The sequence below is a fragment of the Cellulomonas denverensis genome (assembly GCF_012396125.1).
GTDB lineage: Bacteria > Actinomycetota > Actinomycetes > Actinomycetales > Cellulomonadaceae > Cellulomonas > Cellulomonas denverensis.
Genome location: NZ_JAAXOX010000004.1, coordinates 212,382 through 225,911, shown reverse-complemented (window position 1 = coordinate 225,911; position 13,530 = coordinate 212,382). Strand labels below are relative to the sequence as shown.

At 74.0% G+C, this 13,530-nt stretch carries 10 protein-coding genes; 4 read left to right on the top strand and 6 right to left on the bottom strand.

What is annotated here, in order from left to right; translation table 11 throughout:
- Nucleotides 1-65 precede the first annotated feature (65 nt).
- The 4 genes from HGA03_RS10315 to cydC are packed head-to-tail and all read left to right on the top strand — an operon-like array spanning nucleotide 66 to nucleotide 6,119.
- A complete protein-coding gene (locus tag HGA03_RS10315) occupies nucleotides 66-1,454 on the top strand; it encodes an HtaA domain-containing protein (RefSeq protein WP_168630175.1) in 1,389 nt (462 codons plus the stop codon).
- A 4-nt stretch (nucleotides 1,455-1,458) separates the two neighbouring features.
- Nucleotides 1,459-2,523, top strand: a complete 1,065-nt coding sequence (locus tag HGA03_RS10310; RefSeq protein ID WP_168630174.1) for a WxL protein peptidoglycan domain-containing protein — start codon at nucleotides 1,459-1,461, stop codon at nucleotides 2,521-2,523.
- A 9-nt stretch (nucleotides 2,524-2,532) separates the two neighbouring features.
- On the top strand, nucleotides 2,533-4,386 hold the full coding sequence (locus HGA03_RS10305) for an ABC transporter ATP-binding protein/permease (RefSeq protein WP_168630173.1): 1,854 nt from the start codon (nucleotides 2,533-2,535) through the stop codon (nucleotides 4,384-4,386).
- The gene (gene cydC / locus HGA03_RS10300; RefSeq protein ID WP_168630172.1) at nucleotides 4,383-6,119 is read left to right on the top strand and encodes a thiol reductant ABC exporter subunit CydC; all 1,737 of its coding nucleotides are present in this window, start codon (nucleotides 4,383-4,385) and stop codon (nucleotides 6,117-6,119) included. Before HGA03_RS10305 ends, cydC begins: the two co-directional genes overlap by 4 nt.
- A 192-nt stretch (nucleotides 6,120-6,311) precedes the next feature.
- Here the strand turns inward: cydC and trmB are convergent, their stop codons facing one another.
- The 6 genes from trmB to HGA03_RS10270 all read right to left on the bottom strand — a co-directional run bounded on the left by trmB (nucleotide 6,312) and on the right by HGA03_RS10270 (nucleotide 13,262).
- Nucleotides 6,312-7,064, bottom strand: a complete 753-nt coding sequence (trmB, locus tag HGA03_RS10295; RefSeq protein ID WP_308439718.1) for a tRNA (guanosine(46)-N7)-methyltransferase TrmB — start codon at nucleotides 7,062-7,064, stop codon at nucleotides 6,312-6,314.
- A 22-nt stretch (nucleotides 7,065-7,086) separates the two neighbouring features.
- Nucleotides 7,087-7,602, bottom strand: coding sequence for a hypothetical protein (locus tag HGA03_RS10290; RefSeq protein WP_168630171.1), 516 nt, complete (start codon nucleotides 7,600-7,602; stop codon nucleotides 7,087-7,089).
- A 1-nt stretch (nucleotide 7,603) separates the two neighbouring features.
- Nucleotides 7,604-8,374, bottom strand: a complete 771-nt coding sequence (locus HGA03_RS10285) for a VOC family protein (protein WP_168630170.1) — start codon at nucleotides 8,372-8,374, stop codon at nucleotides 7,604-7,606.
- A 112-nt stretch (nucleotides 8,375-8,486) separates the two neighbouring features.
- The gene (locus HGA03_RS10280) at nucleotides 8,487-9,899 is read right to left on the bottom strand and encodes a UDP-glucose dehydrogenase family protein (RefSeq protein ID WP_168630169.1); all 1,413 of its coding nucleotides are present in this window, start codon (nucleotides 9,897-9,899) and stop codon (nucleotides 8,487-8,489) included.
- Between the two features lie 44 nt (nucleotides 9,900-9,943).
- Complete coding sequence (locus HGA03_RS10275) at nucleotides 9,944-11,677, bottom strand: glycoside hydrolase family 26 protein (protein WP_168630168.1); 1,734 nt, start codon at nucleotides 11,675-11,677, stop codon at nucleotides 9,944-9,946.
- Nucleotides 11,670-13,262 (bottom strand): glycosyltransferase family 2 protein, encoded by a 1,593-nt coding sequence (locus HGA03_RS10270; RefSeq protein ID WP_168630167.1) that lies wholly within the window; start codon nucleotides 13,260-13,262, stop codon nucleotides 11,670-11,672. The genes HGA03_RS10275 and HGA03_RS10270 overlap by 8 nt, the downstream gene beginning before the upstream one ends.
- Between the last annotated feature and the right edge of the window lie 268 nt (nucleotides 13,263-13,530).

Sequence of the window (13,530 nt, the reverse complement as noted above, 5' to 3'; positions counted from 1 at the left end):
CCGTGCGCTGTGGGGCGCGCGGTCGGCGCCGGTCCACCCGGACCGGCAGACGAGAGGAACTGACGATGGCTCTTCGGGAGAATCGGGCCCGGCACCGCTGGTCGGCGGTGCTCGGCACGGTCACCCTCGGGCTCGGGGTGGCCGTGGCCACCGCGCTGCCCGCCCAGGCCGCCACCAGCGTCGACGGCGTCGAGCTGCGCTGGGGCCTGAACACCGAGGCGAACTCCGGCGCCTACTTCGGTGGCTGCAACTTCCTGTCCGCGGGCAAGGCCGGGAACACCGGCTCCTCGCGCACCTGGACCGAGGCCGACGGGTTCTACGCCGGCCAGGCCGGGAACGTCTCGGTGGTCAAGGACACCCCCGACGGCACTGCGGTCGCCACCTGGGCCACCAAGTGCCAGACCGCCACCGGCGCGGCCGTCGCGGTCGGCGGCAGCACCGGTTCGGTCGGGGTGTTCACCGCCGGCACCGGCACGGTCGACACCGCGGCGGGCACCGCCTCGATCGCCTGGGACGGCGACCTGACCGTCGCGTTCTACGGCGGGATGACCTACTGGACGCTGTCCGACCCGGTGCTCACCGTCTCCGGCGGCACCGGGCAGCTCACCGCCACCGCCTCCGGGTACGGCACCTCGATGGACGACCAGTCGCAGTGGGTCGAGCTGGCGCCCGAGCAGGTGGTGCTGGCGGACCTCAGCGACGTGACCGTGGACGCCGACGGCTTCGTCGTCACCCCGGACTACCTGGGCGTGGAGGTCACCCCGGCCTCCGGCACGCAGGCCCGCACCGGCGACTCCTGGGGCGCCTTCCCGCAGTCGTTCGTCGACTTCCAGGCCAAGACCGGCCAGTCGTCCTACTGGTACTCCTCCGGCAGCTCCGCGGACCCGCGCAAGGTCGCCACGCCGCTGTCGGTGTCCTGGACCGCCGAGGACGGCACCGGCCCCGGCACCACCCCGGGCACGGACCAGGACCTCGACCTCGGGGTGACCATCCCCGAGGACACCGACCCGGGCACCCCCGGCGAGGGCGAGCTGACCTGGACCGTGCAGAACCCGGACACCCGGGTCAACCTCGGCACCGCCCAGGCCACCACGGACGCCTTCGTGGCCACCGGCACCCTGAACCGGGTCACCGTCTCCGACACCCGCAGCTCCGCGGGTGCCTGGACCGTGAACGGCTCGGCCGGGACCTTCAGCTCCGGCAGCGCCAGCTTCGCCGGCTCGGCCCTGGGCTGGACCCCGGCGCTGGTCGACAACACCGTCGGCGCCGTGGCCGGTCCGGCCGTGACCGCGGGCTCGGGCTCCGGCCTGTCCGCCGCCAGCACCCTGGTGTCCGCACCGGCCGGGCACGCCGCCGGCAGCGTCTCGGTGGACGCCGCACTGCAGCTGTCCGTGCCGCGGGACACCGCCGCCGGCGACTACACCGGGGTGCTGACCCTCACGGTGGTGGGCTGAGGCCGTGGACGCCCCCGTTCCGTTCACCCGCCGCCTGCGCGGTGCGGCATTGCTGGCCGGGCTGCTGCTCGCCCTGCTGCCCACCGCGACGGCGACGGCGTCGGCCGCCCCCACGGCCGACGGTGCGTCGGTGACCTGGGGGGTGGCCCCCGGCGACACCGAACACGGCACCGACCGGGCGAACTACGCCTACCAGCTCGACCCCGGCGCGGTGCTGCACGACGTGCTGGAGGTGACCAACCGCGGCGGCACCGACCTGCACCTGGCCGTCTACGGCGCGGACGGGCTGACCACCACCTCCGGCCAGCTCGACCTGCTGCCCGCCGACCAGCCCTCGATGGACCTCGGCACCTGGATCGTCCCGGACACGGCGGAGATCGACGTCCCGGCCGGGCAGACCGTCGCGGTGCCGTTCACCGTCACCGTCCCGGCCGACGCCACCCCCGGCGACCACTCCGGCGGCATCCTCACCTCACTGTCCGCCGCCACCGGCGACGACGGCACCGTCCGCCTGGACCGCCGCCTGGCCCTGCGGATGCACATCCGGGTCACCGGGGAACTGGCCCCCGGGCTGACCGTCACCGGCCTGACCGTGGAACGGCACCCCGCCCTGAACCCGCTGGCCGGGGACACCCTGGTGATCCGCTACCGGCTGACCAACACCGGCAACACCCGGCTGCTGCCCACCGACGCGGTCGCGGTCTCCGGCCTGATCGGCGACGCCCGGGTGGTCGACGTGTCCGGCACCGAACCGGTCGAGGTGCTGGCCGGCTCCGCGCTGGACCGAGAGGTCACCGTGACCGGCGTGCACACCTGGGGCCGGGCCGACATCCGGGTCCAGGCGCAGGGCAGCACGGTCGGGACGGGCAACGGCGCGACGGTCACCGCCGGCGCCGAGACCTCCGTGATCGCAGTGCCCTGGGCCGCGTTGTCCACCCTGCTGCTGGTGGCCGGGGCGGCGACCGCCCTGGTCCTGCTGCTGCGCCGCCGTTCCGCCGCCGCCCGTGGCAGGGTGGCCCCCGGAACTGCAGCCACCACCCCCGCCGCACCGCTGCGCACGACCCCCTGAGGACCCCCGATGAGCTCCGCCCCGCCGCCCGCCGGTCACCCCGGTGCCGCACCGGGCCACCCCCGCCGCCCCGGTCACCCCGCAGGCACCTCCGCCACCCCCGGTGATCCCGGCCGTCCGGCCGCCCCGGCCGGCCCGCCGGTGGTCCCCACCCCGCCGCTGCCCCGCCGGGTGGTCGTACTGCCCGCCGTGCTGACCTGGCTGGTCGCCGCCTGCACCACCGCCGCCTACCTGGCGCTCGGTGCGGTGCTGGAGTCCGCCCGGCTCGGCACCACCCCGTCCGCCGCCGCGCTGGTGGTGCTGGTGGTCGCCGCCCTCGGCCTCGCGCTCAGCGCCTACGCCGGTCCGCGGCTGAGCCTGGGCGCGGTCGGGCCCCGCGAGGACGAGCGCCGGGACGTGCTGCTGGACCAGCTGTTCCGCCTGGGCGTGGCCTACCGGACCCAGGAGCGCTCGGGCCGGTTCGTCAGCACCGCCACCGACGGGGTCGAGCGGGCGGCGAACTACGAGGCGACCTTCCGGTGGCCGATCCTGGCGTCGATGACCGTGCCGGTGGTGGCGTTGGTCGGCCTTGGGGTGGCCGTCGACCCGGTGATCGCCCTGTGGCTGGCGGTGGCGTTGCCCGGGATCCCGCTGCTGGTCGGCGGGTTCCAGAAGCTGTTCCGCGGCGTGTCCGGCCGGTACCGGGTGACCTCGCGCCGGTTCGCCGCGCAGTACCTGGACGCGATCCAGGGCCTGCCCACCGCCACCGCCTTCGGCCGGGCCCGCGCCAAGGGCGCCGAGCTGGCCCGCTCCGCCGAGGAGCTGCGCCGCCAGGTGATGCGGCTGCTGGCCGGCAACCAGCTGGTGCTGCTGGTGATCGACTCCTCGTTCTCGCTGCTGATGGTCACCTCCGCCGCGGGGCTGGCGATGGTCCGGCTGCGGGACGGCGCGATCACCCCGGGCCAGGCGGTCGCCGTCGTGCTGATCTCCACCGTGCTGCTGGAGCCGCTGGACCGGGTGGGGCAGTTCTTCTACATCGGGATGGGCGGCCGGGCCGCGGTCCGGGAGATCGACACCGTGCTCGCCCAGCATGCGGCGGTCGAGGACGCCCCCGGGGTGCGGGTGCCGGCCGGTGCCGACCCGGACGAGGCACTGGCGCTGGACCGGGTGGACTTCGCCTACCCCGGCGGCGCCCCGGTGCTGCACCAGGTCAGCTTCACCGTGCCGGTCGGCGGCCGGGTCGCCCTGATCGGACCCTCCGGCTCCGGCAAGAGCACGGTGGCCGCGCTGGTGCAGGCCCAGCTGCGGCCGACCGCCGGGATGGTGCGGGTGGCCGGGCACGACGCCACCACGGTGCCGACCGACTGGGTGCGGGCGCAGACCGCCGTCGTCGCGCAGAGCACCTATCTGTTCACCGGCAGCCTGGCGGACAACCTCCGGCTGGCCGACCCGGACGCCGGCGACGACCTGCTCTGGCACGTGCTGGCCGAGGCGAACCTGGCCGATGACGTGCGCCGGTTCCCGGACGGGCTGGCGACCCGGGTCGGCGAACGTGGCTTGTCGCTGTCCGGCGGGCAGGCCCAGCGACTGGCGGTCGCCCGGGCCCTGCTGAAGGACGCGCCGATCCTGGTGCTGGACGAGCCGACCAGCCAGGTGGACGCCGCCTCGGAGTCGGCGCTGATCGAGGCGCTGGACCGTGCCGGGCAGGGCCGCACCGTGCTGCTGGTCGCGCACCGGTTGAGCACGGTCCGCGGCGCCGACCAGGTGCTGGTGCTGGCCGAGGGCCGGATCGTCGAACAGGGCCCACCGGACCAGCTCGGCAGCATCGACTCGTACTACGCCCGCGCGCTGGACCTGTCCGGGATCGGAGGGGAGAACCGATGAGCACCACCATCGCCCCGGAGCTGACCCGGGCCCAGATCTCCCGCCGGCTGATCCGGTTCGGCCGCCCGGTCCTCCCCCCGCTCGGGCTGTCCCTGGTCTGCCGGGTGATCGGCCAGTCGCTCGGGATCGCGCTGCTCGCGGTGGCCGCCGCCGGGGTGGCCCGGGTCGCGACCGACCCGGAGGCGGCCATCGCCCCGACGGTCTGGACCCTGGTGGTGCTGTCCCTGGTCAAGGGGGTGCTGCGCTACCTGGAGCAGTTCGCCGGGCACGCGGTCGCCTTCCGCGCGCTGGCCATGCTGCGGGTGGACTTCTACGACCGGCTCGCGCCGCAGTCGCCGGCCGGGGTGCTGTCCCGCCGCACCGGCGACCTGGTCAACCGCGCCACCAAGGATGTGGACAAGGTGGAGGTGTTCTTCGCGCACACCCTGGTGCCGGCGATCAGTGCGGTGCTGGTGCCGGTCGGGACGCTGGTCGCGTTGGCCATCGCCACCGACCCGCTGCTCGCCCTGGTGCTGGCGCCGTTCCTGCTGCTGGTCGGTGCGGTGGTGCCCGCCTGGGGCCGCGGACCGAGCGCGGACGCCGCCGCCCGGGTGCGGGGCGAGCGCGGCCGGCTGGCCCAGGCGGTCACCGAGTCCGTGCAGGGCGTGCGCGAGGTGCTGGCCTTCGGGGCGGCCGGGCGCCGCCGGGAGCAGGCCGCCGAGCTGGGCCGGGGCGCCGCCGCCGGGCTGGACGTGCTGGCGGTCTGGACCGCCCGCCGCCGGGCCGCCAACGCGGTGCTGGTGCTCGCCGCGGTGGTCACGGTCGCGCTGGCCGGCGCCGCCCGGGTGTCGGCGGGGGTGCTGGACTGGCCGGAGCTGGTGCTGGCGGTGGTGGTCGCACTCGCGGTGTTCACCCCGGTGCTCGCGGTGGAGGACGTCGCCCCGGATCTGGAGCAGGCCTTCGCCGCCGCGCGCCGGATCTGGCGGATCACCGACGCCGCCCCGGCCACCGCCGACCCGGCCGACCCGGTCCGATTGCCGGACGGGCCGCTGGACATCCGGTTCGAGGACGTGACCTTCGGTTACCCGGCACCGGCCCTCGACCCGGACGACGCGCTGCCCACCCGGGCCCGCGCCGCCGGTCCGGTGCTGGACGGGGTGAGCCTGACCATCCCGGCCGGCACCACCACCGCGGTGGTCGGTCCCTCCGGCTCGGGCAAGTCGACCCTGGTCAACCTGCTCACCCGGGCCTGGGACCCGCAGGGCGGCCGGGTGCTGCTCGGCGGGGTGGACCTGCGCGAGGTGGCGCTGGCCGATCTGCGCCGGCACGTGGCGGTGGTCGGGCAGAGCACCTACCTGTTCAACGACACCCTGGCCGCGAACCTGCGGCTGGCCGCCCCGGACGCCACCGACGCGGAGCTGGAACAGGCCTGCCGCCGGGCCGCGCTGCACGAGGCGATCATGGCGATGCCGGACGGGTACGACACCCGGGTCGGGGAGCTGGGCGAGCGGTTGTCCGGCGGGCAGCGCCAGCGCCTGGCCATCGCGCGGGCGCTGCTGCTGGACGCACCGGTGCTGGTCCTGGACGAGGCGACCAGCCAGCTGGACGTGGCGACCGAGGCGGAGATCCAGGACGCGCTGGCCGAGGTGTGCCGGGGCCGGACGGTGCTGGTGATCGCGCACCGACCCGGTGCGGTGCGGACCGCGGACCGGGTGGTCCGGATCGGGGAGCTCACCGGGCAATCCCCGGCGTGACCGGCCGCATCGTGGGCCCGGACCAGCCACCCGGACCTGACCGAGGGTGGTGCGTGCGGCCCGCTGCCCGTCCCCGTCTCGCCGAGAGTGCACAAATGCACGCCTCCCGGCCCCGGAGGCGTGCATTCGTGCACTCTCGATGAGGGAGCGGGCTAGACCCGGGCCCGATCGGCTAGGCCCAGACCCGACCGGCTACACCCGGACCGCGACCAGGTCCCGGATCACCCGGCCCGCGTCCACCCCGCGCTGCTCGAACCGGGTCACCGGCCGGGCCGCCTGCCGGGGTGCCCAGCCGCCGTGGGGGTTGGTCAGCCCGGGGTCGGCGTCCAGCACCTCGCGCATCTGCTCGGCGTAGGGCTCCCAGTCGGTGGCGCAGACCAGGGTGCCGCCGGGCCGCAGCCGGGACCGGATCAGCGCCACGTGCTCCGGGATGATGATCCGGCGCTTGTGGTGCCGGGCCTTCGGCCAGGGGTCGGGGAAGAACACGTGCACCGCATCCAGCGAGTCCGGCGCGATCCGGGTCCGCAACAGGTCCAGGGCGTCACCGTGCGCCAGCCGGACGTTGGTCAGCCCGCCCTGCTCGATCAGGGTCAGCAGGTGCGCGATCCCCGGCAGGTGCACCTCCACCGCGAGGTAGTCCCGGTCGGGGTCGGCGGCGGCCATCGCGGCGGTGGCGTCGCCCATCCCGGAGCCGATCTCCACCACCAGCGGGGCGGAGCGCCCGAACAGCGCGACCGTGTCCAGCGTCCCGGCCTCGGTCAGCGGCGGCAGGCCGAGCTCCGGGTCGTGCACCGAGACCCCGTACCGCGGCCACAGTCGTTCCAGCGCCTCGGTCCGGCGCACGCCGAGCGGGGCACGCCGGGGGTGGAACGTGCGGATCCGGCCGCCCGGCAGCTGGGGCGCGGGATGGAAGTCGCTGCCGGGTCGCTGGTCGGGAGGGATCACGGCGTCGAGGGTAGTGCCGCCCTCAGTCGGTGACCCAGACCGCCTCGGTGGAACCGGCGGGCAGCGTGACGGTGCCCCAGTCGCCGATCGTGACCGTCAGGTCACCGTCCCCCGGCGACTCGGGCAGGGCCACCACGCTGCTGGCCGGCACGTAGTCCAGGGTGCACGGGCCGTCGGTCGGCTCCGGGAAGCTGACCGTCACCGTCCCGTCGGCGCCGGTGGCCTGCGGGTCCGGCACCTGGGGGCAGGTGGAGGAGCCGAAGGTGACCACCGTGATCAGTCCGTCGTCGCTGGTCCGGGCGGCGCCCGCGGCGGCTCCGGTGGGTGGGGTGCCCAGCTCGGCCGGCAGACCGACGATGGTCGCCCCGGCGGTCAGGTCCAGGGTCGGCGCGGACTCCGAGGGGTCGGGGGTGGCGACGGCGGTGCTGCCGGTGTCGTCGCTACCGGCGGTGGTGTCGTCGCCGGCGTCGGTCCCGCCACCGCAGGCGGTCAGCAGCAGGGCCAGGACGGCTCCGGCCGCGATCAGGGGTGCACGCATCTCAGGCCTCCGGGGTGCTGGGCTCGTCGGTGGAGATCAGGTAGAACCGTTCGCCGAACGGCCCGATCACCCCGGCGACCCGGCCGAACGGGCTGTCCTCCGCTTCCAGGAACAGCGACCCGCCCCGGGCGAGGACGGTGGCCACGGCCGCATCGGTGTCCGCCACGGCGAAGGTGGCCATCCACCCGGCGTCCTGGTCGACGCCGCCCATGCCGCCGAGCTCGCGCTCACCGGTGTCGAAGGTGGCGTACTCCATCTCACCGGGTAGCGCGGTGTAGTGGTACCCGAACAGCGCGCGGTAGAACTCCTGGGCGGCGGGGAGGTCCCGGGAGAAGTGCTCGTTCCAGATCATCGCGCCCGGCTCGTTGACGATCCCGGCGCCGATCTGCGTCCCCGGCTGCCAGAGCGCGAACACCGCGCCCAGTGGGTCGGCCAGCACCGCCAGGGTGCCGAACTCCATCACCGGCAGCGGGGCCAGCAGCACCTGGGCACCGGCGGCGGTGGCCCGCTCGACCGCGGCGGCGGCGTCCTGGGTGGACAGGTGGGTCAGCCAGCCGGGCGCGGTGTGCGTGCCCGGGATCGGCGGGTTGAACGCCGCGGCGGGCCGGCCGTGCAGCAGGGCGGTGGTGTAGTGGTTCATCTCGGCCGGCGCCCGGTCGAAGGTCCAGCCGAACAGCGGGCCGTAGAACGCCTCCGCCGCCGCCAGGTCCGGGGCACTGAGTTCGACGGAGGACGGGGTGCCCTCCGGCCAGGGCAGGTCGCGCACGGTCATGGCGGTCTCCTTCGACGGCGGGCAACAGGACTGATCACCCTGTCAGCATCGAGGGTGCTGGGTCACCCGTTCGGGGGCAACCCGGCACCCTCGATGCGTGCGCCGGTCCTGATCAGGCCGCCACGGGGGCACTACGTCCCAGGCCGGCGAACTCCCAGCCCGCCCCGCGCCAGGCGGCCGGGTCGAGCTTGCCCCGGGCATCGATCACCCGCGGCGCGGCGGTCAGCGATGCCAGGGCGGCCGGATCGGCGGCGGTGAACTGCTCCCACTCGGTGAGCACCAGGACCACGTCGGTGCCCTCCACCGCCTCCTCGACGCTGGTCGCGTAGGACAGGGTCGGGAAGGACCGGCGGGCGGTGTCCCCGGCCTGCGGGTCGAACACCGTGACCTGGGCGCCGCGCAGGTGCAGAGCCGCGGCGACGTTCAGTGCCGGGGAGTCCCGGACGTCGTCGGTGTGCGGCTTGAACGCGGCACCGAGCACGCCGATCCGCCGGTTCAGCACCGACCCGCCGCAGGCCCGCACCGCCAGGTCCAGCACCCGCTCGCGCTGGCCCATGTTGATCTCGTCCACCTGCTGCAGCAGCGCCGAGGCCCGGTGCGCGCCGAGCTCGTTCGCCCGGTGCATCAGCGCGCGGATGTCCTTGGGCAGGCAGCCGCCGCCGAAGCCCAGCCCGGCGTCCAGGAACTGGCGGCCGATCCGGCTGTCGTGGCCCAGGGCGTCGGCCAGCACGGTGACATCCGCCCCGGCCGCCTCGCACACCCCGGCGATCGCGTTGATGAAGCTGATCTTGGTCGCCAGGAACGCATTGGCCGACACCTTGACCAGCTCGGCGGTCGGCAGGTCGGTCACCACTACCGGGGTGCCCTCGGCGATCGGCCCGGCGTAGACCTCACGCAGCGTCGCCTCGGCGCTGGGCCCCGCGCCGCCGATCACGATCCGGTCCGGGTGCAGGGTGTCGGCCACCGCTTTTCCCTCGCGCAGGAACTCCGGGTTCCAGACCAGCTCGACCCGGACCCCGGCGGGCGCCTCGGCCGCGACCAGCTCGCGCAGCCGCGCCGCGGTGCCGACCGGCACGGTGGACTTGCCGACGATCAGGGCGTCCTTGGTCAGATTCCGGGCGATGGTGGTGGCCGCGGACTCCACGTAGGACAGGTTCGCGGCGTGTGAAGTCTTCTGCTGGGGAGTGCCGACGCAGATGAAGTGCACATCCCCCCAGGCGGCCGCGGCGGCCAGGTCGGTGCTGAACCGGATCCGGCCGCTGTCCAGGTGGGTGGCCAGCAGCGGGTCCAGGCCGGGCTCGTAGAACGGCACCTTCCCGGCGGCCAGGGCGTCGACCTTGGCCTGATCGGTGTCGGCGCCCCAGACCTCGAAGCCGAGTTCGGCCATCGCGACGGCGTGGGTGGCGCCCAGGTAGCCGGTGCCGAAGACGGCGATCCGGACCGGCGCGGTGGACGGATCGGTGAGGGCGGGTCCGGGGTCGGTGCCGGCGGACAGTTCGGCGGCGGACAGGAACGGGTCGTTCATGGCGGACTCCTCGGCGGTGGGGCGGCGGCGGGTGCGGCGGCGGTTCACGGGGTGCCGCCAGTGGTGCTGGGTGACGGGGTCGGTGCGGGGGTGGGATCGGGTGTGGCCGTCGCGGTGGGAGCTGGTTCCGGGGTGGCGGTGGGGGAGGGTGCGGCGGTCGCGGCCGGGGCCGTGGGCGCCGTGAGCTGGGCCTGCGCGGTCGAGGGTTCCTCGGCGGCGCGTAGCGACTCACCGCCGAAGTTGCGGGCCGGGTCGGCGATCCCGTCGGCGAAGGCCGCCTTGCTGTTGGCCCGGGAGCCGACCCGCCAGTCGTTGGTGGACAGCTGGCCACTGACGTAGGTGGTCACCGCCAGGTTGAACCAGGTGAAGCCGATCACGTCGTCGTTGCGCCCGGGGTCGAAGCCCTGGAAGAACGACCGGATCCAGGCCGGTTTGGTGCCGCCGGTCTCGGAGGCGCCGACCTCGGCCAGCAGGATCTTCTTGTCGGTGAGCTGCCGGAGCTGGTTCAGCGTCCGGTCGAAGGTGTACGCGAAGGTCGAGTCGTTGCCGTCGCGGATCGGCGGGCGCTGGTAGCCGGACACCCCGACCCAGTCCACGTAGTCGTCGCCGGGGTAGAGGCCCTGCAGGGTGTCCAGCCCCTGCTGCGAGGCGGGCAGGTTGTTGATGATGTTCGGCGCCCAGACCCAGATCACGTACTCGTTCGCGCCGTTGGCCTCGAAGATGTCGTGCACGTGCTGCCACATCCGCACGTAGTCGCCGGGCCGGTTGCCGTTGATCGACCCGCCGGAGGCGGTGGTCTCCGACCACGGGTACCAGGTGCCGTTCATCTCGTGATCGAGCCGGATGGCGAGCGGCAGGCCGGTGGCGACGATGTCGCGGGCGTACTGGGTCAGATAGGCGTCGAACTCCCCGTCGATGATCTTGGGCAGGGTGTAGTCCGGCTCCTCGACCACATCATTCTGGGCGTTGATCGGCCGGGACTCCCAGGTCAGCATCGGCAGCAGCCCGCGCTCCCAGGACCGGGTGACGGCATTCGCCCGGAAGTCCTGGTCCCAGCCGCCGAAGTAGCCGACCATGTTCTGCCGGTGCTCGACCTGCTGGGCGGCGTCGTCGAAGGTGGCCCAGTTGAACGGCGCCTGCTCGGTGTACATCCCGAAGTACCGGGTGTCCGGGTCGAGCAGCTCGGCCTTGGCCGGTGCGGTGGGCGGGGTCTGCGGACCGGGCGCGGCCGGGTCGGCGGGCTGGGGCGCCTGCGGGTTGGCGGCGCCCTGTTCGGTACCGGGTGCCGGGGCGCTCGCGGCGGCCGTGCCCGTGCCGGTGGACCCGCTCCGGGCGGCGGACGAACCCGAACCTGAGCCCGACCCGGAAGACCGTGACGAACCCGAACCCGAACCCGAACCCGACGACCCGGCGGCCTCGCGCTCGGCCTGCGCCTGGGCGTGGGCGTCCTCCCCCTTCTTGCGGGCGGCCTGCTCGTCGGCGACCACCCCGCGCAGGGCTGCGGACTGGGAGCGGGAGACATCCAGCTCGTCCTGCAGCCGCTGGTTCTCGGCCAGCAGCTCCTCTTCCCGGGCGGTCAGGGCCGGTTCGCTGTCCCCGGTGACGATCTGGGACACGGTGGGCAGGTTCCACACCACCAGCGTGATCACCAGCAGGGCGGCGGCGATCGCGGTGGTGGCGAGCCGGGCACGGGCGGTCATCCGGCCCATGGTGGGCGCCCACCAGGCCTTGCCCGGGACGGTGCCGGGGCCGGTCAGCTTGATCGGGGCGTCAGACATAGAGCAGCGCCTCCAGGGCGAAGATCCCGGTCGCGATGACGTACGGGATGGCGGCGAGCGGGTTGAGCCGGCGGCGGGGCGGGGCCGGGGTGGCAACCGGGACCGGCGCGGAGGCCGAGCGGGCGGCCCGGCGGGTCGAGGTCGCGGTGCTGGTGGTCAGGGTCCCGGTCGCCGTCCCGGTGCCGGGGGCGCTCGCGGCCGTGACCGGCGGCCAGGGCGAGACGGACCCGGGCCCGGCCGGGGACTCGTCCCGGTCGACCACGTCCACCGGCGCGGGCCGGCTCATCAGCTCCAGCTCGGCCAGCAGCCCCTGGTCGTCCGCCGGGGCACCGGGATCACCACCGGCGTAGGCACCGGCCCGGGTGCCCCAGCCGGAGGCGTGCGCCATCCGCAGGAAGCCGAGCAGCCGGACCGGCATCAGGAAGAACGTCGACACCACGATGAACACCGGCAACCGGAAGAAGTCGCCGGGCACCTCCTGCAGGTGCCGGATCTGCCGGATCGCCATCGACAGCACCGAGGAGGTCACCATCAGCGCGATCACCCAGAACCAGCCGGCGTGCGCGCCGTAGGCCTCCAGCACCGCCTGGTACAGGTTCACCCCGGTGCCGCTGACCGCCCGGTAGACCCAGCCGACGATCGTGCCGACCAGCAGGAACGGCAGCACGATGTCCGCCAAGAAGAACACCGCCAGGATCGGCGCGTGCCCGAGCATCCAGGGCAGCATCCGCAGGGTGTTGTACTGGCTGCCGCGGGCCCAGCGCAGCTGCTGCTTGAACAGCTTGCGGACCTCCAACGGGGCGTCGGTGTAGACCAACGAGGTGTGCTGGTAGACCGTGCGGTACCCGGCCTTCAGCGTGAGATTGGTCAGCGTGCGGTCGTCGGAGACCTCCAGGAAGACGCCCATGAACCGCTGGGTCATGAAGTCGTCCATCACCCGGGTCAGGATCGTGCGGCGGAAGGCGATGGTCCGCCCGGGCAGGCAGCCGACCTGGCCGAGCACCGACTGGGCCGGCATCGAGTACAGCGAACGGGAGTTCTCCAGCCAGTCCGCCCAGCGGGTGATCCAGGACCGGGTGGGCTCCAGGATCCGCTGCCGGGTGGTGACGCCGCCGATCTTCGGGTCGGCGAAGGGTTTGACCAGCTCGCGCAGGGTGCCGGGGGTCCAGACCGTGTCCGAGTCGACCAGGACGGTGATGTCGTACCGGGACAGCTCGGTGCCGATCTTGACCGCGTTGCGCTTGCCCGGGATCGGGGTGTGCACCCAGCGGACCAGGGGTGCGAACTCCTCGCACACCTCGACCAGTCCCGGGTTGGGCTTGCCGTTGATCACGACGATGACCTCGTCCGGCTGCTGCTCGGTCACCCGGTGCAGCACGTCGCGGAACAGGTCGAGCGGTTCGTCCACCACCGGGACGACCACGCTGGTGGACTCGTGGTGGTCCTCCAGGTAGGGCCGGTAGCGGCGGGACAGGCCGACCTTGATCAGCCAGAGAGCCCAGACCAGGCCGGAGAACACGGCGAACAGGTAGAGCTCGGCCTGGGCGTCCAGCATGTGCCGGATCTGCAGGATGAAGATGAACACGGACGTCACCTCGTCGGCTGCTCGGGAGCGGAGGGGCTCGGGATGCCGTCGGCGACGTTGACGCGGCGATGGGCGGGGAGCGTGCTGTGACTGGCTTGCGTCGGAGGGTCACTCGTACGGGTGAACGAGACGGGACGGGGAGGCGGGTGATTCGCCCGGCCGGGGTCGCCCGGTGGGTGCAACCCAGACTGTGACCGGTTCCGGGTGGCTGGCAATCCGATCCATGCCGGATGTGAGATGAGTCACATCCAGATGCCACGATTGTCCC